Genomic DNA, 21,116 nt, shown 5'->3' with positions numbered 1-21,116 from the left:
TTGCTTGACAGCCGGACCGAAAAAAGGCCAACGTGGCCGCGACATTTTATTCATGCCTCCTGATGGATCAGGACGGGCAAGAAAATGGCCCCGCTCTGCCGTTCAGCGTCTCGCCAAATGCGCATCTGCGCTGGGCAAGACAGCCAGAGCGCAAGGTGCCTTGGATACCAATAGGAAAGAAGTTGGATCAAACCCGCTATGCATAGTTATCTGGAATTCGAGAAACCCGTCGCCGATCTTGAAGGCAAAGTGCAAGAGCTGCTTGTCTTGCAGGAAACCGGGGAAGCCGTAGATGTGGGCGACGAGATCAAACGTTTGCAAACCAAAGCGGACAATGCCCTCAAGGACCTCTATGCCAATCTGACCCCCTGGCACAAAACCCAGATCGCCCGTCATCCGGACCGTCCGCATTTCAAGGAATATGTGTCCGGGCTGATTGAAGAGTTCACGCCTCTCGCCGGCGACCGCAAATTTGCCGAAGACGAAGCCATTCAGGCCGGTTTTGGCCGCTTTCGCGGTCGTCCTGTTGCCGTGATCGGGCAGGAAAAGGGCAGCGACACCGAAAGCCGCCTGCGCCATAATTTCGGCATGGCCCGCCCTGAAGGCTATCGCAAGGCCGTGCGCATCATGGAACTGGCGAACCGCTTCAACATGCCCCTCATCACCTTTGTGGATACCGCTGGTGCTTATCCCGGTATCGGCGCAGAAGAGCGCGGCCAGTCCGAAGCCATCGCCCGCTCCACCGACGCCTGCCTTGCCCTTGGAACGCCAAGCGTTGCCACCATCATTGGTGAAGGCGGCTCCGGCGGCGCCATCGCCATCGCCACGGCCAACCGTGTTTTGATGCTGGAGCATTCCATCTACAGCGTCATCTCGCCAGAAGGGGCCGCTTCCATTCTGTGGCGGGATTCCACCCGCGCTGAAGATGCAGCCACCAATATGAAGATCACCGCGCAGGACCTGATGGATTTCAAGATCATCGACCGGATCATTTCCGAGCCGGTTGGCGGTGCCCATCGCGACAAGGAAAAGGTCATCAAGCGCGCAGGCAACATGATCGCTGATTGCCTTGCCGAATTTGACGGCTTGAGCTCAGACGACATTCGCAAACAGCGCCGCGAAAAGTTTCTGACCATCGGAACAAAGCTGTAAGCGCGCTTAGACAATAGCAGACAGTCACAAGGCGGCAGAGCACTCTGCTGCCTTTTTGCGACCTGCGCCAGATTTGCACCAGATCTTTGCCTGACCTATTCCCCTGACATCTCACAAACTTGCGATCCTGCCTGCCACACTCTGGCCCGATTGCCCTTGCAAAAGTCGGTAACCATCTATCAATCTGTTTTGGTTAACGTTTGGTCAAAGACTATTGCCCGGAGAATGGCTCTTTGCCAGTCTTGAACCATCGGAACTGCTCCCGATTATGTGACCGGCTTCTCCTTGAATGAAACCGCACAGCATGGCAGAAGGGGAATAGTTGGAGCAAACAAACGTGAGTCAGGATTACTGCGTGAAAAAGCACCACCGGCATTGGGTCCGCAATATCGCTCTAGTGACAACGCTGATGGGCAGCCTTGCCTTGAGCGCTTGCAACCCTGAACTGATAGAAGATGGCAAGGCTTCGCAGCCACTGCCGATCAAGCTCAAACACGAAATCCAGAAAATCGGGTCCACCGAGGGCGCGCCGCTCTATATCCGCATCTTCAAGGAGGAAGCGGTGTTGGAGGCATGGAAGCAGACCAAGGATGGAACCTATGCGTTGCTGAAAAGCTATCCGATCTGCGCCTATTCCGGTAAAATCGGCCCCAAGAAGAAAGAGGGAGACCGACAGGCTCCCGAGGGCTTCTATACCATCACACCGGGCCAGATGAACCCGCATTCCAGCTATTATCTGTCCTTTAATATCGGCTACCCGAACAAGTTCGACCGTTCCTACGGGCGCACCGGCAAGCATCTCATGGTGCATGGGTCCTGCTCATCACGCGGCTGCTACGCCATGGAAGACGACCAGATTGCAGAAATCTATGCTCTTGGACGCGAATCCTTCGAGGGCGGACAACGCTCCTTTGCCGTACATGCCTTTCCGTTTCGCATGACGCCGGAAAATATGGCACGCGTGCGCAACAGCGACAACTTCGCCTTCTGGCAGAATCTGAAAAATGGTTATGACCATTTCCAGATCACCCATGTGCCGCCCAAGGTAGAAGTATGCAATCGCACCTATGTCTTCGACCCGCAAGGCGCCAACCATTTCAATGCCTCTGCCCCATGCCCTGATTATACGCTCGAGCCGACCCTTCTGGCCTCTTTGCAAAAGCTGCGCTCGCAAGAAAATGTCCGCTTCAGTCAGGCCGTGCAGAAACAGGATGCAGCCGACCAGAAGGCTGAAACCAAAGCCAACAACCAGATGCTTGAAGCACAGTTGGAGGTTTTGCAGCGCAAAGAACGCATTGCCGAAGGAAAAAATCCTGATGGCTTTCTGGCAGGCCTGCTAAAAGGCAATCCGGCTCCTGCCACAGCGCCCGCTCAGCCGGTTGCAACGCAATCAACTCAGACATCAACAGCTCAGGCAGAGACACCTCAGACGGTTACTGCTCAAACGCAGCCCAATGCCGGGGCACCCGCCTCCAACAGCTTTTTCTCAAAGCTGGGCTCGGCCATCAGCAAGCCTTTCAAACCCTTGACGGGAGACAGCAGCCAGAGCACAAGCAAGGAAACCGCGACCCTGACAACGCTACCACAGGCCCGCTAGCAAGAGTGCTTGCACCTTCTGCCCATCTAGACCGATAGAGATAGTGTCGAGTGGATTTCAAGCTGAGTAGTGGTCAGGAAGCTGAAAAGAAATCAAAAGAATAAAGGGGCTTTCGCCCCTTTATTTATATCCTCTGACAATATATCGCGCGCTAGGTCACCCGGTATCCCATGCGCAGCCCGCCCCAATGGCGCCCCTGCACATAGATCGGGGCAGAAACATCCTTCATCAAAACATAGCTGCCGCCGCCCATATCCCGACGATAGGTTTGCAGCAGGAAGGGCTCGGTATTCTGCCCGGCGGCCAGCCCAACCCGATCATCAAAGATGCGACGGTTGCGGCAATTGGCGGCATTCCAGACAGGATCATCGCCTTGCGACTTGGAAAAGGCCTTGTTGTGGGTCGGCAGATAGCCGTTTTTATCGACGGCCGCCACAAAGACCACATTGTCATTCTCAGCCACAATCGGCTCCTGAAACTGTGGCATGACGCGATCGGTCATTTCGGTGAAAGGCGTCATCACCTGCTCGGGGTTGGTTCCCGGAATCGGCGTGTAAGAGGAGTCAAACAGATCAGCAAGGGAAATGCGCCCTGCCTTGACCTCTTCTTCAAAGGCCTGCCCGATCTCTCCGGCCAAACGCTGAATAGATTGGATACAGAAGGTATTTTCCGTCTCCACGCCGTCAAGGGAGGTTTCCGCGATCATCTTGTCGGACTTGGCCACGGACTGCAAAAGCCGCTTGCTGGCCTTGTTGAGACCGGAATGGGTAAGATCAAAGGCCTTGTGCACTGCATCCACATCCCCCACAAGGCTCCCCAGAGAGCTGTTATTCTCGGAGACCTGCGTTTCAATGGAAGCCGACGCCTCACGGATTGTCGAGAAGGCCTGATCCAGATCCTGAATGACGTCTTGCATCGAGGCCGTGCTGCTTTCCACCTCTCCCATGAAGCTGGTCGCTTCATCGCTGAGAGAAATGAGCGCCTGGGCCTCGCTATCGAGATCGCTGAGGGTCGCCCCAATCGTCTCTGTTGCTTTACTGGTCTGGCTGGCCAGCGCTTTTACCTCGGTTGCCACCACGGCAAACCCCTTGCCCGCCTCGCCTGCTCGGGCAGCTTCGATGGTGGCATTAAGCGCCAGAAGGTTGGTCTGTCGCGCGATTGCATCGATCACACCGGCCACATCCCGCACGGACGAAAAGGCCGTCTGCAACCCTTGCAACTGCTCACTAATGCCGGTGATCGCCTGCATCAGTTCTCCCACCTTTTCAAGCGTCGTCTCAGACATCTGGCGACTACGCCCGACATCACTGGAGGTCTGTTCGGCAATGGCAAAGGACCGGCTGGCGGAATCCAGAATCTGATCGTTGGTCTTCTGCACTTCGCTCGAAGCCGAGACCAGTTGCGACAGGGACTGGAAACAGGCTTCTGTTTCCATATTGATCATCTCGACTTCCCCGGCCACATCGGCCATATCCTGCCCCAAACCATTGAGGTCTCCCATCAGCCTGACAAGGCCGACATTATCTTTTGAAGATGTGCCCACCGCCTTTTCCAAGCCGTCGGCATCACTACATTGGTCTACAGAAGCATTATTCGCGCGCGTCACCATATTTTGGTTGTCTTTCGTGACTATGTTGTTTTTAGCGAAATTAAACAATTCCCGCTCCTCCCGGTGCGCTCTTGACGTTTCACATTTTATTCAAATTGCGAAACCTCAACCCGAGGTAAACAATGCTGGTTAATAAAAATATTTATTTCAGGAATACTGCTTCTCTTAACATAAGAAAAAACGAATCTATATTGTCTCAATGTGTTTAAAACAATATGAAAACCAAAATTTTGCTTGGACCTATGAAGAAACTCTTTTTGGAGATGTGCCCTAGAGTGAATAAAATGACGCTTGACAGGATCAAAGCAAGCCTATAAATGAAACGTTATAACATATCAATTCACTAAATACTCATCGCACAAGACACCTGAAGGGCATCGTATCAAACCATGAAAAACAGAACCAGACGGACCATGCTCGCTGCCGCATCGGCCTTGTTTCTCTCGACAGTTGCCAACCATGCCGCACAAGCAGCCCCAAAGGTCGCCACATCCATCGCGCCGGTCTATTCGATCACAGCTGCGATCATGAAGGATGTTGGCACCCCGAGCCTGCTCATTGATCAGGCCACCTCTCCGCATGCTGCGAAACTCCGTCCTTCGGACGCAAAGGCACTGCAAGAGGCAGACCTTGTTATCTGGATTGGCGAGCATCTGTCCCCTAGTCTTGAAAAGCCAATCGAGACCCTGCCTGAAAATGCCCAGATCTTGACACTGGGCGAACTGGACGGCTTGACCGAGTTGGCGGTTAGAACCGGAGGCAACTGGGAAAAGCATGTTCACGATCACGATGATCATCATGACCATGACGCCCATGAAGAAGACCATGATGAGCATGAGGCCGATCATGGCGACCACGAACATGACGAGCATGAGCATGAGCATGAAGATCACGACCATGACGCTCACGACCATGGGGATCACGACCCGCATGTCTGGCTAGACCCGCAGAATGGCCTGACAATGGCAAAAGCCATTACAGCTGCACTCAGCAAGCTTGATGCTGAAAACGCGGACAAATACGCAGCCAATGAAAAGGCTTTCGAGGAGAAACTGACCAGCACGACGCAAAGCATCAAGGCCGAGCTGGCCGCGGTCAGGGACAAGCCCTATATCGTGTTCCATGACGCCTATCACTATTATGAAAATCGCTTCGGCATTTCAGCCGTTGGTTCCGTGATGCTACAGCCCGGTGTCGCCCCTGGCGTTGCGCGTGTCCGCGAAATTCGCTCAAAGCTCAAGGAACTTAATGTGGTCTGCATCATGGCTGAGCCACAATTCTCCGACAAGATCCTCTCAACCCTGATTGAAGGAACGGATACCAAAATCAGCCAACTTGACCCGCTTGGCACCAATCTCGATCTTGGCCCGAACCTGTATGTCGAGCTGATGCGCTATAACGCAGATAAGCTGACCGAATGCCTCCAGTGAGATATCCGACAGCGATCCCGATCAGATTGTTGGATAGTGCCGCAGTTTCCCGATCAAGTCACGAGCGGCAGAGACATTTGGAACGAGAAAAGCGGGTAGCAATACCCGCTTTTCTTATATCTGGCATATGTCCGCGCGCCCTCAATCGCCATCCTTGAGGAAGTCATAGCCAAAACCGAGAATTTTCGGATCGATCGGCTCAAGCAAGGATTGGTCCTTCTTTGGATAAGGCAACTCGTTGAGAAGATAGCGCATCATGTTGAGCCGGGCCCGACGCTTGTCATTGGCGCGAATGACGATCCATGGCGAATGATCCTTGTGCGTCTCCTTGAGCATCCGGTTGCGGGCAGCGGTATAATCGTCCCATTTTTCCAGCGCCTCCAGATCAATAGGCGACAGCTTCCAATGCTTTAGCGGACTATGGCGGCGATCATGGAACCGCTTCCACTGCATTTCCCGTCCGATATTGAGCCAGAACTTGAAAAGCCGGGTTCCGCTATCACGCACCATCTTTTCAAAGCGCGGCGCATCCACAAGAAATTTTTCCGTCTGCTCGGGTGTACTAAACCCCATCACCGGCTCAACACCCGCACGGTTATACCAGGAGCGATCGAACAAGACGATTTCACCACGTGTGGGCATTTGTGCTGCATAGCGCTGGAAATACCATTGCCCGCGCTCGACATCGCTGGGCTTGGAAAGCGCAACAGAACGTACATTTCTTGGGTTGGTATATTGGGTCAGCACCTTGATGCAGCCCCCCTTGCCCGCCGCATCACGACCCTCGAATACGCAGACGACCCGTTCCCCGGTTTCCTTAACCCACTCCTGAGCCTTCACCAGCTCGATTTGCAGAGCTTCAAGTTCCTTTTCATATTTCTTGCGTTTGAGCTTGCTCTTATAGGGGTACCCCCCGCTCTGCATGATTTCTTTTTCAATTTTTTCGGGAAATACCGGATCATCCAGATCAAATGATAGCGTCATCTTTTTGTCTCAACCTCTTTAATCAAGCATCTTGAAGGGAATCCTACTGCTGGGACAACCATGACACCAGTAGGGAAGTTCCAAAAAGACATATTTCCTTCATATTTGGCGTATGGTTTGATTGACCCATCGAAGCAATTGAGTTCACCTTCAATTTCCATTAGACAAAATATACACTTTGCTCAGCGGGCTCGGCCTGTTTCGTTTTTGCATGAGGATCACTGCGTGGCATATTTCAAACCTGTTCATCGCTTCCTGATCATTGCCAATCTGGCGATCTGTCTTTTTCTCGCGGCTTTCTCCTTTGCCAGCGCACAAGCCATACCAACCTCCGGAGCCAGCAGTACAGAGTCTCTCATTGCCCGGCTTGATCAGGTGGAAGCCACTCTGTCGCGCGCATCTTTATCCGATCAGACCTATGCCGAACTGAGGACAGAGCTCAACGCCATCAAGACCGAGGCAACCGCCCAGAAAGAACGTCTGGAGCCCCAACTGCAGGAAGCTCAGGCCCGGTTCGATGCGCTCAAACCGGCAGCGCCAGCGCAAGACGGAGAAGCCAAGAGCGACACGCAAGCCCCTTCTCTCACAGATCCCTTGCAATTGCAGCAATCCTCAGGCGATGAGCAGGACAATGCAGAGCCAACCACGGCAGCCGCACCGCCAGCCATCGCCGGTCCGAATAGCGAAACTGAAGAACTCGCCAAACGGCGCAATGAGCTTGAAGCCCATATCTCGGAGCTGGATGCCCAGCTGAAGCTGGTCACTTCCACGCTTGTGCGAGCCGAACAGCTGAGCAACCGCATTACGGTGGCCCGTCAGCAGCGTTTCACCAGCCAGTTGCTTGAGCGCAGCAACTCGATCCTCGATCCGACCCTCTGGGTGAAGGGGCTCGCTGGCCTTGCCACAACTTGGCGCGTCGCTGTGACCCTAATGACGGACTGGAGCCACTATATCTCCAACAAGGCCTCCGAACAGATCTGGCAAATACTCGCCACACTGACCTTCGTCTTCTTGTTGATCTTTGGCCCCTTGCGTATCCTGCTCTTTAGAGGCTTATCGCGCCTTGCAAGCCTTGAATCACCAACCGCCCTACAACGCAGCTATTTTGCTAGCTGGGCTATGCTGGTCTATACAATTTTCCCCATTTTCGTTTTCTGGGCGATCACACTCATCCTGATCAACGCGAATCTATTACCAGATCGCATTGAGCTATTGTTCAAGCATCTGTCCTTTGTGATCTTCGCTGGCTCGCTATCCTACGGCCTTGCGCGGGTGTTGCTGGCACCTGGACGACCAAGTTATCGCCCCCTCAATCTGGAAACAGGCGATGCGACCCGGCTCTTCAGCATTGCGTTGGCCCTGATCATCACCTTCATGGTGGAAACCCTATTTGATGAAGTGGACGAGCTGCTCTTCGCACCATTGGAAACCACCATTGTCATCAACGGTGTAACATCTTTCCTTGTTGCCCTGCTTGTTTCCCTCGGTTTGCGCATGCTGATTGCGGCACAGCCGGAGAATGATGGCACAACGGTACTGGAAGAAGAAAAACAGGGCGGCTTTTCCTTGCCGCGCTTCATCCGCTTTCTGCAACCGCTGATCTGGCTGATCTGCCTGATCACTGCCACGGCTCCTATTCTGGGCTATGTCTCGCTGGGGGCTTTCGTGGCCGAACAGCTGGGGCGCCTGTTCATCATTCTGGGCCTGTTGGGCATTTTCTCGGCCCTCATAGACAATTTCCTGCTCGAACACCTCAGCTCGGCGGAAGGCCCCCAAAAGCGCATCTCCAAGGCTATGGGCGTTTCTACCAGTGCAGTCAATCAGTTGGGCGTGCTGCTGAATGGTATCGTCCGGATCTTCCTTTATATCACAGCAGCCCTGTTGATCTTCACCCCGTGGGGCGTTGAATCAACCGATTTCATAACCTCTCTGCAAAACGCCATTTTCAGCGTCAAGCTGGGCGATTTGACCATCTCGCCGATCAATATCGTTGGCGCTCTTGTGGTCTTTATCATTGCCATCGTTCTGCTCAAGAGCGTTGAACGCTGGATAGAACAGCGCTGGTTGCCGGCCACCAATCTCGATTCAGGGCTCAAAAGCTCCATCCAGACCAGCCTTGGTTATCTGGGAGTGATCATCGCGGCTATGGTCTCCTTCTCCTATATGGGGCTGGATCTTTCCAACATCGCATTGGTAGCCGGTGCCCTGTCGGTTGGTATCGGTTTTGGCTTACAGAGCATCGTCAACAACTTTGTCTCCGGCCTCATCCTGTTGGTTGAACGCCCCATCAAGACCGGCGACTGGGTCGTTGTAGGTGCTGATCAGGGCTACATCAAAAAAATCTCGGTGCGCGCCACCAAGATCGAAACCTTCGATCGGGCGACGGTTGTGGTGCCAAACTCGGAGCTGATCTCCAACCGGGTCATGAACTGGATGCATAATGGCTCCATGGGCCGCATCATCGTGCCCATTGGCGTATCCTATGATGCCGATCCGGACCGCGTACGCGAAATCCTGCTCGCAGTGGCCGATGCCAATGACTATGTTACAAGCTATCCGGCCCCTGTCGTCTATTTCATGGATTTTGGCGCATCTTCGCTCGATTTCGATTTGCGCTGCTACGTGCAGGACGTCAACAACTCGCTGACAGCAAAGAGCGATTTGCGCTTTGAGATTTTCCGCGCCCTGAAAGAGGCAAATATCGAAATTCCATTCCCGCAGCGCGACGTTCATGTGCGTTCGGTCACCCTTCCTGAAGAATTAAAGGCCGCCGCATCACAGCAGGCGAAAAAGCCGCGCAAAAGACGCGCGCGCCCTAAAGCCGACGAAATTGATATCGATGATGCCCAGACCATAGACACAGCAGAAGGTGACGCCGATGCGGCCGATGACTAAGACCAAAATGATGGCCGCAGCAATGGCGACATTGCTTGTTGCAAACTGCTCGGGCGGCCCAGGGCCAAGCTCTCCGGCCATGTATGACAATCTTGGCCGAGGCGATGTGAGCGTCAATCCGCAAGAGGCGCTGAATATGCTCAACGCCTACCGCAAACGCCATGGCCTCTCCACCCTCACGTTGAGTGAGAAGCTTAACGCAGCCGCTCAGGAAGAGGCTGACGCCATGGCCAAGGCCGTAAAGGTCAGCCACGCGCTCACGCCGGATCTCACCCTCATCAAGCGCCTCAAGCGCGCGAACTATGATCCGGTTCTGGCCACAGAGAATATCGGTGCAGGATACTGGACCCTTGCGGAAGCCTTTTCCGGCTGGCGGGATTCGCGCAGCCACAACAAGAATATGCTCAAGGAAGGTGTAACCGAAATGGGCATCGCCACTCAGTTCAGGGGTGACGCAAAATACAAGGTTTTCTGGTCACTCATTCTGGCCAAGCCGGATGATGGCATCAACCGACGGCCGCTCAGTCAAACGCGCCCAAGCGCTCTCTTTGCCCAATAGCGGGCACTGTCTCTGGCGACATATGCCGTGCGCAGTCCGCGCGCGGCAAGCGTTCCGCGCCGGTTGAGCGGAACAAACAACAAGGCCATGGACCGCCGTCCCGCCCAAATATGCTCTGCAATGGGGTGGCCACTATCTGCCAGACTGTCGATATAATCGATGCCCGGATCGGCGATGGCCTGCCGGCTTGCCTCCAGGAGAATCTGCACGCCGGGGGAATAGCGCTTATAGACATCGTCCATTCCGGTCTTCCACGTAAAGAGACCGCGCCCCACCCTGAAACTCACCAGACCGCCAATACACCGACCGTCAAGCGATAGTAGATCAATCCGCGCACGATCTTTAGCCATCATTTCAGAAAAGACCTTATGCACAAAGGCATTCAACCGCTCATCGACAGCCAGAGCCGTGCCCTTGGACGCCTTCCAGCCAGATGCTTCGACATGCAGAAAGCTCTCAATGGCCTCTCCATAGTCCAACCCATCTTGCGTCGAGAGAACCTCAAGCTTGCCAAGATCTGAAAGCCTGCGCCATTGACGCCCGGTGGTCTTGCGCTTGTTTCGGCTTAAACTCATCCCGCCATCTTCCGCAGCAACATTATCGGATGCACAATTGAGATAGGCCCGCTTATGGCGCCGGGCCATGGGAATGACGTCGGATGCATCGGAACGACCCAAACGAGTTACCAGCCATTTTTCCAGCCAGCCATATTCCCGCGCTTCCAGCGGGAAAAAGGGCCAAAGTAAAACATCTGCCCGCGCTTCAGCGGTGAGTTGATCAAGGGCAGCATGGAATGCCGCTTCCTCACGAACATGTACCCCGTCAGGATTGAAAAAGGCCCCGCCGATAGGACTACTGCCATGAGCAAGAAACCGCACGATGGGTACCCCAAGCGAACTGGCATTCCGCACATGCTCAAAGGGCAGACGATATCCGCCTGACTGCACACAATCGAGCGCGCTCGCCGTGAAAAAGCCCTCACTGGCGCGCATAAATGTGTCATCGACAAACGGATTATCAAACTGATCGGTCAAACTGGCAATTTTCTGAATGAACCTCGTTTGCTGGAGCATCTGATCAACTTCCCCAAAAACGGCGGTCATACGTTTGGATAATGGCTTTGCGTAAATCGCCATACTTTCACAATTCCGTTTCCAAATGGCAAACATTAGAAAGCTTCTGACGAACTACGGCTGCGACCGCCTAAATCGCACCTTCCCCTATTTGGCGTCCAAACTATACGCAAAAACCCAGAGGCGAAAGAAAATCCTTAAATTTTAGTTAATTGTGAGCCAAACACTTTGCTCGCTATGCTAGCCAGAAAAACCGCCACTGGTGAGGAAAGCACGCTCAGTCTCTGTCGTTTCCCGCCCCAATGCGGCATTGCGGTGCGGAAAACGTCCGAACCGCTCGATAATGTCATAATGCTCCTGCGCAGCATTGATCGCCGCTTCTATGCCAATCTGCTTCATCCATGCCAGACAATTTTTCTGATCCTCCAGTGCCTCCGAATGCATCATCGGCATAACTGCGAATTGCTGCTCGGCTGCATTGAGATCGTCCCAATCGGGCATATCAACCATCTCATAGGCCAGCCTCAGGGCGACCTCATCATGGGAGAATGCCTCGGGAAGCCCCCGGAAGAGGTTGCGTGAAAATTGATCGAGCAGAATGATCAGCGCCTGCTTGCCCCGAAGCTCCTCTTCCCAATGCTGAAGGCGCCCCGCACGGGCATCGTCCAGCGCCAACCCGAACGACACACGGATGCACATGTCAAAGGCCGCATTCTTGCTGAACCAGAGCTTCGGATCAGCGGAAAACCAGAAATTCAATACATCATGTGGTTCGGTCATATCTTGTCTCGCAAAATTATGTAAAAACGCATATAGATTTCTTGCAGAGTTGAATGAAACAGTGAAGACAAAGCAAGGCCTTTCAGAAGCCTCGCCCGAACATGTCTTCGTGCCTCGTCACAGGCAGCCCCGCGCAAGAGGAATAGGAGCCGCAGATGAAAGATCTGGATCTTACAGGCCTCAAATGCCCCTTGCCTGTTCTGCATACCCAGAAAGCCCTCGGACAAATGCCTGCAGGCACTCAACTGCGTGTTGTCGCAACCGACCCCATGGCAGCGATCGACCTACCCCATTTCTGCAATCAGAAAGGCCACAAACTGCTGGAAAGCAGCAAGAAAAGCAACGCCCTGACCTTTCTCATTGAAAAGGGAACACAGGCGACAGAAAGCTGAGCTCAAGAAAAAATCATGGCTTGGCGCGCGGCAGCTGAGCCAGCTTGATCTGCGAGCCCTTCTGCTGCTTGAGCGGCAGCACAGACTTGTCCCTCGGAGCATACAAAGGCAACTGAGCCAGATTTTCCGGCAAGATCACCGGCCGTTCCACCGACCGCGCCCCCGCATAGACCCGCACCGGCTCCATGAGTTTGAAGCGCGGCGACAGATAGCTGGAGCTATATTTCACGGTCGGATTCCATTTCACCTGACCATTGGGACAGACCTCAGAGCGCATATTGCCAGCCGAGGCGATAGGCCCGAAGGCGGCTTCCTGCGTGATCGGCACACCAGCACCACTGCGCATATCCTGCCGCTGGAAGCCTTCGCTTAGCAGAAAAGCGGCCGTTTCAGCGCGGATTTGCGCGTTGGGAGCCCCCATGACCACAGCCAGCAACTGTCGCCCGCCACGGGTGGCCGAGGCAACGATATTATACCCTGACGCACAGACAAAGCCGGTCTTCATGCCGTTGGCACCGCGAAAATGTTCCAGCAAGGTATTGTAGGAGCGCAGCACCTTCTTGCCATGCCGGATGGCCGGTATCTGGAACAGGGTGCGATATTGTGGAAACTCAACGAGAATCTGCCGCGCCACCAGCGCCATGTCCCGCGCCGAAGACACATGCCCCGAAGCATAAAGCCCGTTGGCATTGACAAAATGAGACGCATGCATGCCGAGCCGCAGCGCCTCGGCATTCATACGCTTGGCAAAGGCAGGCTCGCTACCAGCAACCCGCTCGGCGAGAGCGGCGGCAATATCATTGGCCGATTTAACCAGCATCATGCGCAGCGCATTGCCAACAGTGAGCTTTGTGCCCACCGGGAAACCCATTTTGGAAGGCGGATAGGAGAGCGCATGCTTGGAAACGGTCAACACACTGTCTTCGGAAATCTCACCCGCCTCGATGGCTTTGAAAATGACATAGGCCGACATCAACTTGGTCAGAGAGGCAGGATACCATTTCTTGTTAGCATCTCGCTGATAAAGCACATTGCCCGTGGCCACATCCATCAGCAGCAGCGGATTGGGGGAAATCTCCAGATCCGGCAAAGTCCCCTGTCCATTGGCGGCAGCATTGGCCAACGCAAGATGGGCATGAAAGATGCCAGCCAGCATGAGAAAGGCCAGAACAACGGGTCGGTAGACCGCCCGTTTGATGGACAGACGCGGGCATCTGATGACAGAAAGGTCGATCATGAAGAAAGAGAACTCCCAAAAGCAGCGGGCAATGGCTTGGCAAATTATCCTGTCCCTTCTCTAACCCAAGATCATGGCACGAACAAGAGAGCAGCGCGCCAAAGATCCATTCTTTGGCCTCCCATGATGGAGGCAAGAAAGGGAGCGAAGAAGGTTCGATTTTACAACAAAAGCGCTTGCCCCCTCCTAGCCATATGACTAATCTGCTCTCAAATGCATGGAAAACCTCATCACCATGCAGTCTTATCCAGACATAAAAATCGCCGTAAATTGACGACGTGCGAGAAGCCTCCCGGAAAAGCAAAAGGTCACTTCAATGCCTATCATCAACCGAATTGCCGAGTTTCAGAATCAGATCAAGAAAGTACGTCAGGACCTTCACGAATATCCGGAACTGCAATATGACGTCCACAAGACAACAACCCGCGTCATCGCCGAGTTGAAATCCTATGGCATTACCAACATCACCTCCGGCGTTGGCCAGTCCGGTGTTGTTGCCGTCATTCAGGGCAAGAGCAACAAGTCCGGCCGCACCATCGGCCTGCGCGCCGATATGGACGCCCTGCCGCTGCATGAGGCGACCGGCAAACCTTACGCCTCCAAGGTTGAAGGCAAAATGCATGCCTGTGGCCATGATGGACACACATCCATGCTATTGGCGGCTGCCAAATATCTTCAGGAAACCCGCAACTTTGATGGCGAAGTGGTGCTCATCTTCCAGCCTGCTGAAGAAGGGGGCGGCGGTGCCCGTGCCATGGTGGAAGACGGTTTGATGGACCGCTGGAACATCGAACAGGTCTATGGCATGCACAACTGGCCCGGCGTGCCTGCCGGTACGTTCCAGATTCGTCCCGGCTCACTGATGGCATCGGCCGACCGCATTTATATCAATGTTGAAGGCAGTGGCGGGCATGCAGCCAAGCCGCATGAATGCATCGACACGGTGGTGGTCATTTCCGCCATCATTCAGGCCATTCAGACCATCGCCAGCCGCAATGTCGACCCGCAAGATTCCATCGTCATTTCCCTTTGCCATGTCGAAGCAGGTTTTACCGACAACGTCATCCCGCAAACCGGCCTCATTGAGGGGACTGTCCGCACACTAAATCCTGAAACTCGCGCCTTGGCTGAAAAGCGCCTGAAGGAAATAGTCGAAGGCACCGCAGCTATTTATGGCGCAAAGGCAAGCCTCAATTACAAGCGCGATTATCCAGTGACCGTGAACCATGAGGCCCAGACGGAAACTGCCGTCAAGGTGGCCAAGTCCATCGCGGGAGCGGATAAGGTGGTTGATGACGTGGTTGCCACCATGGGCGCCGAAGATTTTTCCTTCATGCTGCAAGAACGCCCCGGAGCCTTCATCTTTATCGGCAACGGCGACTCTGCTCCGCTTCATCACCCCAACTATGATTTCAATGATGAAGTCATTCCGGTTGGCGCTTCCTACTGGGCCAAACTGGTCGAAGAGCTGCTGCCAGCTTAACGCAAGCCATTTGAAAGAGCCGGCGTCACCCCCGGCTCTTTTTTTCAACGCGGCATAATCAAAATATCCAACGCAAAAGAGACAATCGCCTTTGCTGGAAACCTTGCCCCTCTTTGCCCATACCCAGCTTACCGAGGTGACGCTCTGGGGGCTCATCATCGCGAGCTTCTTCACATCTGCATTCACGGCCGCCTTTGGCATTGGCGGCGGCGTGACCCTTCTGGCGATTTTAGGCATGGTCATTCCTGTGACCACGCTCATTCCCGTGCATGGCACCGTGCAGATGGGGTCCAACGCCGGGCGCGCTTGGCATCTGCGCAATCACATCCATTGGCGCCTGATCGGCCTTATCGCGCTGGGCGCTATTGTCGGCACCCTTCTTGGGTCTCAGATCGTCGTCGCCCTACCCGATGCCCTTCTCAAGACCATTCTTGCCCTGTTTGTTCTGGCAATCACCTGGCTACCCACCCCAAGGCGAGTGAAAAGCGGAGATCGCACTGTTGGAGTTGGCGCTTTTATCGCTTCTCTGGCAGGCATGTTTGTGGGCGCCACCGGGCCGCTGCTTGCTGCCCTCATTTCCGGCCGGATCGACAACCGGCAAGGGGTCGTTGCCACTCATGCAGCAGCCATGACACTCTCCCATGCCTTGAAGATCATCGCCTTCGGTTTTATCGGCTTTGCCTATACCAACTGGCTGGGCCTTATCGGCGCCATGATCCTGTCTGGATATCTGGGCACCCGCACCGGCAGCAAACTTCTCCATGTCATGGATGAGGCGCTGTTTCGCAAGATTTTCAGAGTTATCATCACGGCGCTGGCGCTACTCATGCTTTTGGGCGCGGCCCGAAGCGTCCTGTGACATCCCCCATCAGAGCTTGTTCAATCTCATCGGCCAGCGCCAATTCCTGTTGCCGATTGCCCCAACCATGATTGACAAAACGGGTCACGATGCGAGCCGGCGCGGATGTCAGCAACAAAATGTCATCGGCCAGCGCCACAGCATGGCGGGCATCATGGGTCACCATCAACAGGCCCATTCCGTGTGCATCAACATGATGACACAACAGCGCCTGCATCTGTTGGACCAAACTGAAATCAAGCCCGTGGAATGGCTCGTCCAACAGCAGCATATCCGGCTCGACAACGAGCGCCCGCGCCAACGAGACCCGTTGACGCATACCGCCCGAAAGCTGATGGGGAAATTGCCGATAATGCTCCTCAGGCAGCTCCACAACCTCAAGTATTGCCGCCGCCTTTTCCTCCCGCTCACGACGAGCAGCAACCTGCCCCTTCAAGGCAAAAGCCACATTGTCGATGGCCGTCCGCCATGTCAACAAGAGTGGCTCTTGAAACATCACTGAAAGGCGCTGCGCTGCGCAGACAATCCGGCCAGCATCGGGCGTCAAAAGTCCAAGCATCAGAGACAACAAAGTTGTCTTGCCACATCCCGAAGGCCCCATAAGCGCCACCACTCCCTGTGCCGAACAGGTCAGCGATATATCCGCCAGCACCGGTTGGGAGCCATAGGCAAAATGGACATTCTCGATAGAGAGCAGATTATCCCCCATGCCTGCCCCCTTCTTCCTGCCTGCGCCAGACATGCATGCGCTCGCGCACAAGGCGCAGCAGCAGATGGTCAAGCACAATCAAAATAAAGACAACGACAACCACCCACGCCAGCAATTGGGCCGTATCCACCCGCGCCCGCGCCGCAGCGATGCCATCGCCTATGCCACCCGAGCCAGAGAGCAACTCGGCCATAATGGAAACTTTCCATGACATGGCCAGCGTTGTGGCCAGTGCCGGATAGAGATAGGCCAGCATATGAGGCCCATAGACATCGCTTACCATCGCCCGTGGTGGCGTATGGAAGGCGCGAGCCATCCGCGCCAGATCCCCATCAAGGCTGCGCACAGCTTGCAAGGCGGCAGCAAAGATCATCGGCGCGGTCGCCGCGGCAACCGTGAAGACCACCGCCCACCGGCCACCAAACCACAGGAGCGCCAACACGATCCACGCAATCGCCGGAATGCCAAGAAGGATGAGGGACACCGGCTGCAACACAAAACGCACATCTTTGAAGCGACCGGCCATACCTCCTGCCATCACACCCATCACGACACTGATGCACCAGCCTAAAAGCGCATTGAAGGTCGTGGTCTGAAGCGCAACCACCACCTCCCCTGCCCTGATCATCCTGCCAAGCATGACGAAGGTTTCGCCGACGCCGGGCAGCACGAGCGAGCCATAGGCAACATGGCCCGCCTGCCACAGCGCCAGCATTCCCCCAACGCCGACAGCAAACAGCAGCCACCGCTTCAGATATCCGGAGCTTTGTCGATCACGCTTGGCCACCCGTTACCCCCAGTAAAAATCCGGCGTCGGCTTCCTACCACCAACAATGCCCGGATCAAGGCTCATCAGATGCTCAAAATAAAGCTCGATATCCGCACGCGCCTCTTTGGCCGACTGCACATCCAGATGTACATAGGGCAGAGACCGGGCGATCACCGGCGCAGGCAGGGGAAGAGATTGCGCAGCCAGCTTACCCGCCTCATCCCAGTTGGCCTTTGTCCACTCGCCCGCCTCAACGCAGGCCTGATGCACGGCGGCAACGACCTCCGGCTTCTCTTCAAGAAAGGCAGGGTTGACCGCCAACCCCACCTGCGGAATGCGTGGCCCCCGCCCCGTGTGAACGCCGTAAACCTTAGTGATATCAATGGCGCGATAGAGAGGCAGCCCGGCTTTTTTGGCTTGAAACAGCGCCGCAGTCGATGCAGGTTCATGCAACACCGCCACATCGCCGCGCCCTGAGAGATAAAGCGGCACAGCTTCCCCCGGCGAGCCGACATAATCCAGCGTCACATCCTTGTCCGGGTCCAGTCCGGCCCACATAAGCACAAGACGAAACAGCAAATCGGGCGCTTCATTCTTGTTGGACAGCAAAACCCGCTTGCCCGCCAGATCCTCAATTCTGGTTATGCCCTCCTCACGCGCCATCACATAGAGCACACCCCATGTCACCACATTGAGCATCACTGTGCCTGCGCCGCGATTGAAGAAATTGGCAGCAGCATAGGTGGAGGTTGCAAACAGCTTGAAGTCGCCAGAGGCAATGCCCGCGCGCATCTGGTCGGTGCTTTTCCAAACATTAAACCGTAAATCCGGCGCAATCCCCTCCAAAGCACCAGAGGCCACGGCACGGGCAAAGACGGCAGAAGGAGAGGCAGGAATGCCCCACAAGGTCAGACTGCCACCAGAAGCAGCATTGGCCGACAGGCCGCCCAGAGAGAAAGGCGCCCCAGCAACAGCCAAGCCGGCCGCCCATTTGAGCAAAGAACGCCTTTCGAGCGGCATGTCCGACGGTAAAAACATCTCCCAACCTCCCTTTTTACCTTAAGCTGCCCCACCGACTAGAACACCACTAAAATCCAAAGAGAAAAACAGAATTCAAGGCAATTTCTGGCAAACCGATCCCAAAGGACCATATTCAACAAGTCTTTCACCCTTATAAGACGAAAGTATTGAATACATCGTACTTCCGCCAAAAACAAACAATTCTCAGTATTCTTACCGCGACAAAACAACATTCTGGAAAAATTTGAGAATTTACCATAACACCCTCAATCTAATCACATTTTCAAAACAATTGGATAGATAAAAAACAAACAGATAAATATTTCATACATTGAATTAAAAATATTTCTCTTCAGATCCGACGGGTTGCTTTGTAGCAGTTTGACTTACCGCAAGATTTTTACCCTTTTCTGACCGAACATAGGCCAAAACAAGAAAACGGCTTTGTCCAAAGGGTGGATCTACGACGAAGGCGCCAAATCAGCTACGGAAGATTTTGCTGTCATACTCCGCAACTGAGTCTGGATGCCTTCCTGTTTACGTTGGTTATTCTACGCGACGGGGGTCACTGTGGCACAAGTGGTGTATGGCGTTTGGGATGGGGTTGTTCATGATGCACGGCGCGATTTGCCCGGCAAGGACACGCCACTCGCAGCCTTGCGAAATTTCGACGAATTTGACGAAGGAAATGCAGTCCGTGCCTTTTTTGCGGATAGGGGCTTTTTCGTCTTTGATGAAAGCGTCAGTCTGGTCGACGGGCTTTTTCATTATATCAACAAAGCTGCAGAACAATCCTGTGGTGCCTGCACGCCCTGCCGCATGGGCACAGTGCTGATACGGGACGCGCTGGACAAGATGCGCCGCGGGCTGGATTCCCCGCTCGATTTCGATGATATCGAAATGCTGGCTGACCAAATGAAGGAAACCTCCCTTTGCGGCCTGGGACAGACCTGCTGCATCGCCCTGTTGGAGGTCATCCATCACTTCCGCGAGCAGATCGAGAAGGAAGTGGCCGATCATATGCCCATCCGCGCCCAGCATGGCATGGCCTATATGACAGCCCCCTGCATCGAGGCGTGCCCCTCCAAGGTCAATGTGCCGCGCTATATCGACTATATCCGCGATGGCAAACCGGAAAACTCACTGGGTGTGTTGCTACAGAAATACCCCATGGCCGCCACCTGTGGCCGTGTCTGTGTGCGCTATTGCGAGCAGGCCTGCCGACGCAAATTCGTGGACGAGGCGGTGGGCATCAAAACCCTCAAACGCTTTGTCGCAGACCAGCAGAAAGGGCCGCATGCCCTCAAATTCACCCGGGAAATGATCCAGAAGCCCCTCGCCGATGGCATGAAGGTCGCCGTCATTGGCGCCGGACCGGCGGGCATTTCCTGTGCCTATCATCTGCTGCTACACGGCTATCATGTGGATGTGTTTGAAAAGCAGGATAAAGCCGGCGGTATGGCCCAGATCGGCATTCCGAACTATCGCCTGCCCAAGGATACCCTCGCCATGGAAACCGACATCATCGTTGATCTGGGGGGACGTTTCCTGTTTGGCCAGCAATTGGGAGCCGACTTCACAATCGACGATCTGTTCCAGCGCGGCTACAAGGCGGTTTTCCTTGGCCTTGGCTGTCAGGAAGGCACCATGTTGGGCCTCAAGAATGAAGAACAGGTGCGCGAAGGCTATTTCACCGGCATCGATTTCCTGCTCAAGGTGCATGACCATGTGGATGGCATTAACACCTTCCAGCTCAAGGGCGATGTGGTGGTCGTCGGCGGCGGCAACGTTGCCATGGACTGCGTCCGCTCGGCGGTCCGTCTTGGTGCCGACAATGCTCACCTCATCTATCGCCGCACCCGCGATGCCATGCCCGCCGACACTGAAGAAGTGGAAGAGGCAGAGAAGGAAGATATCGACTTTCATACCCTTTGCACACCGACCCGCATTATCAGCGAAAATGGCAAGATTACCGGCATTGAACTGGTTGAGATGGAAGAAACGGAGCCGGACGAAAGCGGTCGCCGAAGCGTGCGCCCCATCCCCGGCACGGAGCATGTCATGGCCTGCTCAACGGTCATTGCCGCCATCGGCCAGCAGGTAGAAAGTCAGGAACGCATCGCAGAGGAAGGCATCGACTTCAACCATTGGAAATGCGTGGAAGCGGACAAGTCCCTGACCACCTCCCGACCTGGCGTCTTTGCCGGTGGGGACTGCGTTACCGGCCCCTCTACTCTCATCTACGCCATGTCGGCAGGGTTGAAGGCCGCACGCAGCATCGACGACTGGATCCAGTTCGGCACGCCGCGCTTCTTCAAGCGCTCTCGTATGCGCGAGCTGATCAACGAGAATGCCTTCCTCGCCAATGACGCCGTGGAAACGCCGGTGCGCAATGGCTATCGCGTGCATAATCCGGCGCTTGATCCGGATTTGCGCAAGAAAATGTTCGGCGAGGTGGAACAGACCATCAGTCTGGAAGACGCCTATACAGAGGCGCAACGCTGCATGCGCTGCTATCGCCTCTATTCCGTCATCACCAAGCATTCCATCCCCGAAGGAGCGGCCTGA

17 protein-coding genes are annotated in these 21,116 nt (G+C 54.8%); 9 read left to right on the top strand and 8 right to left on the bottom strand.

What is annotated here, in order from left to right:
* Positions 1 to 198: 198 nt before the first annotated feature.
* Both ACKPCT_RS21020 and ACKPCT_RS21015 read left to right on the top strand, forming a co-directional pair.
* Positions 199 to 1,152 (top strand): acetyl-CoA carboxylase carboxyltransferase subunit alpha, encoded by a 954-nt coding sequence (locus ACKPCT_RS21020; RefSeq protein ID WP_090073874.1) that lies wholly within the window; start codon positions 199 to 201, stop codon positions 1,150 to 1,152.
* A 355-nt stretch (positions 1,153 to 1,507) separates the two neighbouring features.
* Complete coding sequence (locus ACKPCT_RS21015; protein ID WP_319567880.1) at positions 1,508 to 2,749, top strand: murein L,D-transpeptidase family protein; 1,242 nt, start codon at positions 1,508 to 1,510, stop codon at positions 2,747 to 2,749.
* 151 nt (positions 2,750 to 2,900) lie between these two features.
* Here ACKPCT_RS21015 and ACKPCT_RS21010 read toward each other — a convergent pair whose 3' ends face one another.
* Positions 2,901 to 4,358, bottom strand: coding sequence for a methyl-accepting chemotaxis protein (locus ACKPCT_RS21010; protein WP_319567879.1), 1,458 nt, complete (start codon positions 4,356 to 4,358; stop codon positions 2,901 to 2,903).
* A gap of 389 nt (positions 4,359 to 4,747) precedes the next feature.
* Between ACKPCT_RS21010 and ACKPCT_RS21005 the strand changes: the two genes are divergently transcribed.
* Complete coding sequence (locus tag ACKPCT_RS21005; protein WP_319567878.1) at positions 4,748 to 5,788, top strand: zinc ABC transporter substrate-binding protein; 1,041 nt, start codon at positions 4,748 to 4,750, stop codon at positions 5,786 to 5,788.
* Positions 5,789 to 5,929: 141 nt separating this feature from the next.
* Here ACKPCT_RS21005 and ppk2 read toward each other — a convergent pair whose 3' ends face one another.
* The gene (gene ppk2, locus ACKPCT_RS21000) at positions 5,930 to 6,772 is read right to left on the bottom strand and encodes a polyphosphate kinase 2 (RefSeq protein WP_090073881.1); all 843 of its coding nucleotides are present in this window, start codon (positions 6,770 to 6,772) and stop codon (positions 5,930 to 5,932) included.
* A gap of 225 nt (positions 6,773 to 6,997) precedes the next feature.
* Between ppk2 and ACKPCT_RS20995 the strand changes: the two genes are divergently transcribed.
* A complete protein-coding gene (locus ACKPCT_RS20995) occupies positions 6,998 to 9,667 on the top strand; it encodes a DUF3772 domain-containing protein (protein ID WP_175528105.1) in 2,670 nt (889 codons plus the stop codon).
* Positions 9,660 to 10,226, top strand: a complete 567-nt coding sequence (locus ACKPCT_RS20990; protein WP_175528106.1) for a CAP domain-containing protein — start codon at positions 9,660 to 9,662, stop codon at positions 10,224 to 10,226. Before ACKPCT_RS20995 ends, ACKPCT_RS20990 begins: the two co-directional genes overlap by 8 nt.
* Here the strand turns inward: ACKPCT_RS20990 and ACKPCT_RS20985 are convergent.
* Both ACKPCT_RS20985 and ACKPCT_RS20980 read right to left on the bottom strand, forming a co-directional pair.
* Positions 10,193 to 11,299 carry a GNAT family N-acetyltransferase gene (locus ACKPCT_RS20985; RefSeq protein ID WP_175528107.1) on the bottom strand — a complete coding sequence of 369 codons (1,107 nt, stop codon included), beginning with the start codon at positions 11,297 to 11,299 and terminating at the stop codon, positions 10,193 to 10,195. The two genes, ACKPCT_RS20990 and ACKPCT_RS20985, sit on opposite strands and share 34 nt — an antisense overlap.
* Before the next feature lie 240 nt (positions 11,300 to 11,539).
* Complete coding sequence (locus tag ACKPCT_RS20980) at positions 11,540 to 12,079, bottom strand: DUF924 family protein (RefSeq protein ID WP_090073889.1); 540 nt, start codon at positions 12,077 to 12,079, stop codon at positions 11,540 to 11,542.
* Positions 12,080 to 12,234: 155 nt separating this feature from the next.
* Between ACKPCT_RS20980 and ACKPCT_RS20975 the strand changes: the two genes are divergently transcribed.
* Complete coding sequence (locus tag ACKPCT_RS20975; protein ID WP_090073891.1) at positions 12,235 to 12,471, top strand: sulfurtransferase TusA family protein; 237 nt, start codon at positions 12,235 to 12,237, stop codon at positions 12,469 to 12,471.
* 13 nt (positions 12,472 to 12,484) lie between these two features.
* Here the strand turns inward: ACKPCT_RS20975 and ACKPCT_RS20970 are convergent, their stop codons facing one another.
* A complete protein-coding gene (locus ACKPCT_RS20970; RefSeq protein ID WP_319567877.1) occupies positions 12,485 to 13,708 on the bottom strand; it encodes a D-alanyl-D-alanine carboxypeptidase family protein in 1,224 nt (407 codons plus the stop codon).
* A gap of 316 nt (positions 13,709 to 14,024) precedes the next feature.
* Here ACKPCT_RS20970 and ACKPCT_RS20965 point away from each other — a divergent pair, with 316 nt between their 5' ends.
* Positions 14,025 to 15,191: a M20 aminoacylase family protein gene (locus ACKPCT_RS20965; RefSeq protein ID WP_090073894.1), complete on the top strand. Its 1,167-nt coding sequence runs from the start codon at positions 14,025 to 14,027 to the stop codon at positions 15,189 to 15,191.
* A gap of 91 nt (positions 15,192 to 15,282) precedes the next feature.
* On the top strand, positions 15,283 to 16,050 hold the full coding sequence (locus tag ACKPCT_RS20960) for a sulfite exporter TauE/SafE family protein (RefSeq protein ID WP_319567876.1): 768 nt from the start codon (positions 15,283 to 15,285) through the stop codon (positions 16,048 to 16,050).
* Here the strand turns inward: ACKPCT_RS20960 and ACKPCT_RS20955 are convergent.
* From ACKPCT_RS20955 to ACKPCT_RS20945, 3 genes are read right to left on the bottom strand one after another with little or no spacing between them, the layout of a single operon-like run.
* Positions 16,016 to 16,759 carry an ABC transporter ATP-binding protein gene (locus tag ACKPCT_RS20955; RefSeq protein ID WP_319567875.1) on the bottom strand — a complete coding sequence of 248 codons (744 nt, stop codon included), beginning with the start codon at positions 16,757 to 16,759 and terminating at the stop codon, positions 16,016 to 16,018. The two genes, ACKPCT_RS20960 and ACKPCT_RS20955, sit on opposite strands and share 35 nt — an antisense overlap.
* Positions 16,749 to 17,546, bottom strand: a complete 798-nt coding sequence (locus ACKPCT_RS20950; protein ID WP_319567874.1) for an ABC transporter permease — start codon at positions 17,544 to 17,546, stop codon at positions 16,749 to 16,751. The genes ACKPCT_RS20955 and ACKPCT_RS20950 overlap by 11 nt, the downstream gene beginning before the upstream one ends.
* Before the next feature lie 3 nt (positions 17,547 to 17,549).
* A complete protein-coding gene (locus ACKPCT_RS20945) occupies positions 17,550 to 18,566 on the bottom strand; it encodes an ABC transporter substrate-binding protein (protein WP_319567873.1) in 1,017 nt (338 codons plus the stop codon).
* Between the two features lie 552 nt (positions 18,567 to 19,118).
* Here ACKPCT_RS20945 and ACKPCT_RS20940 point away from each other — a divergent pair.
* Positions 19,119 to 21,116, top strand: a complete 1,998-nt coding sequence (locus ACKPCT_RS20940) for an FAD-dependent oxidoreductase (RefSeq protein WP_319567872.1) — start codon at positions 19,119 to 19,121, stop codon at positions 21,114 to 21,116.

Source organism: Cohaesibacter marisflavi (assembly GCF_963665895.2).
GTDB lineage: Bacteria > Pseudomonadota > Alphaproteobacteria > Rhizobiales > Cohaesibacteraceae > Cohaesibacter > Cohaesibacter marisflavi.
This window is presented reverse-complemented; position numbering and strand designations above follow the sequence as displayed.

Bases quoted from the DNA above. Each gene is read 5' to 3' on its own strand.
- ACKPCT_RS21020 (WP_090073874.1), top strand. From the start codon at position 199: ATGCATAGTTATCTGGAATTCGAGAAACCCGTCGCCGATCTTGAAGGC.
- ACKPCT_RS21010 (WP_319567879.1), bottom strand. From the start codon at position 4,358: ATGGTGACGCGCGCGAATAATGCTTCTGTAGACCAATGTAGTGATGCC.
- ACKPCT_RS21005 (WP_319567878.1), top strand. From the start codon at position 4,748: ATGAAAAACAGAACCAGACGGACCATGCTCGCTGCCGCATCGGCCTTG.
- ppk2 (WP_090073881.1), bottom strand. From the start codon at position 6,772: ATGACGCTATCATTTGATCTGGATGATCCGGTATTTCCCGAAAAAATT.
- ACKPCT_RS20990 (WP_175528106.1), top strand. From the start codon at position 9,660: ATGACTAAGACCAAAATGATGGCCGCAGCAATGGCGACATTGCTTGTT.
- ACKPCT_RS20985 (WP_175528107.1), bottom strand. From the start codon at position 11,299: ATGCTCCAGCAAACGAGGTTCATTCAGAAAATTGCCAGTTTGACCGAT.
- ACKPCT_RS20980 (WP_090073889.1), bottom strand. From the start codon at position 12,079: ATGACCGAACCACATGATGTATTGAATTTCTGGTTTTCCGCTGATCCG.
- ACKPCT_RS20975 (WP_090073891.1), top strand. From the start codon at position 12,235: ATGAAAGATCTGGATCTTACAGGCCTCAAATGCCCCTTGCCTGTTCTG.
- ACKPCT_RS20970 (WP_319567877.1), bottom strand. From the start codon at position 13,708: ATGATCGACCTTTCTGTCATCAGATGCCCGCGTCTGTCCATCAAACGG.
- ACKPCT_RS20965 (WP_090073894.1), top strand. From the start codon at position 14,025: ATGCCTATCATCAACCGAATTGCCGAGTTTCAGAATCAGATCAAGAAA.
- ACKPCT_RS20955 (WP_319567875.1), bottom strand. From the start codon at position 16,759: ATGGGGGATAATCTGCTCTCTATCGAGAATGTCCATTTTGCCTATGGC.
- ACKPCT_RS20945 (WP_319567873.1), bottom strand. From the start codon at position 18,566: ATGTTTTTACCGTCGGACATGCCGCTCGAAAGGCGTTCTTTGCTCAAA.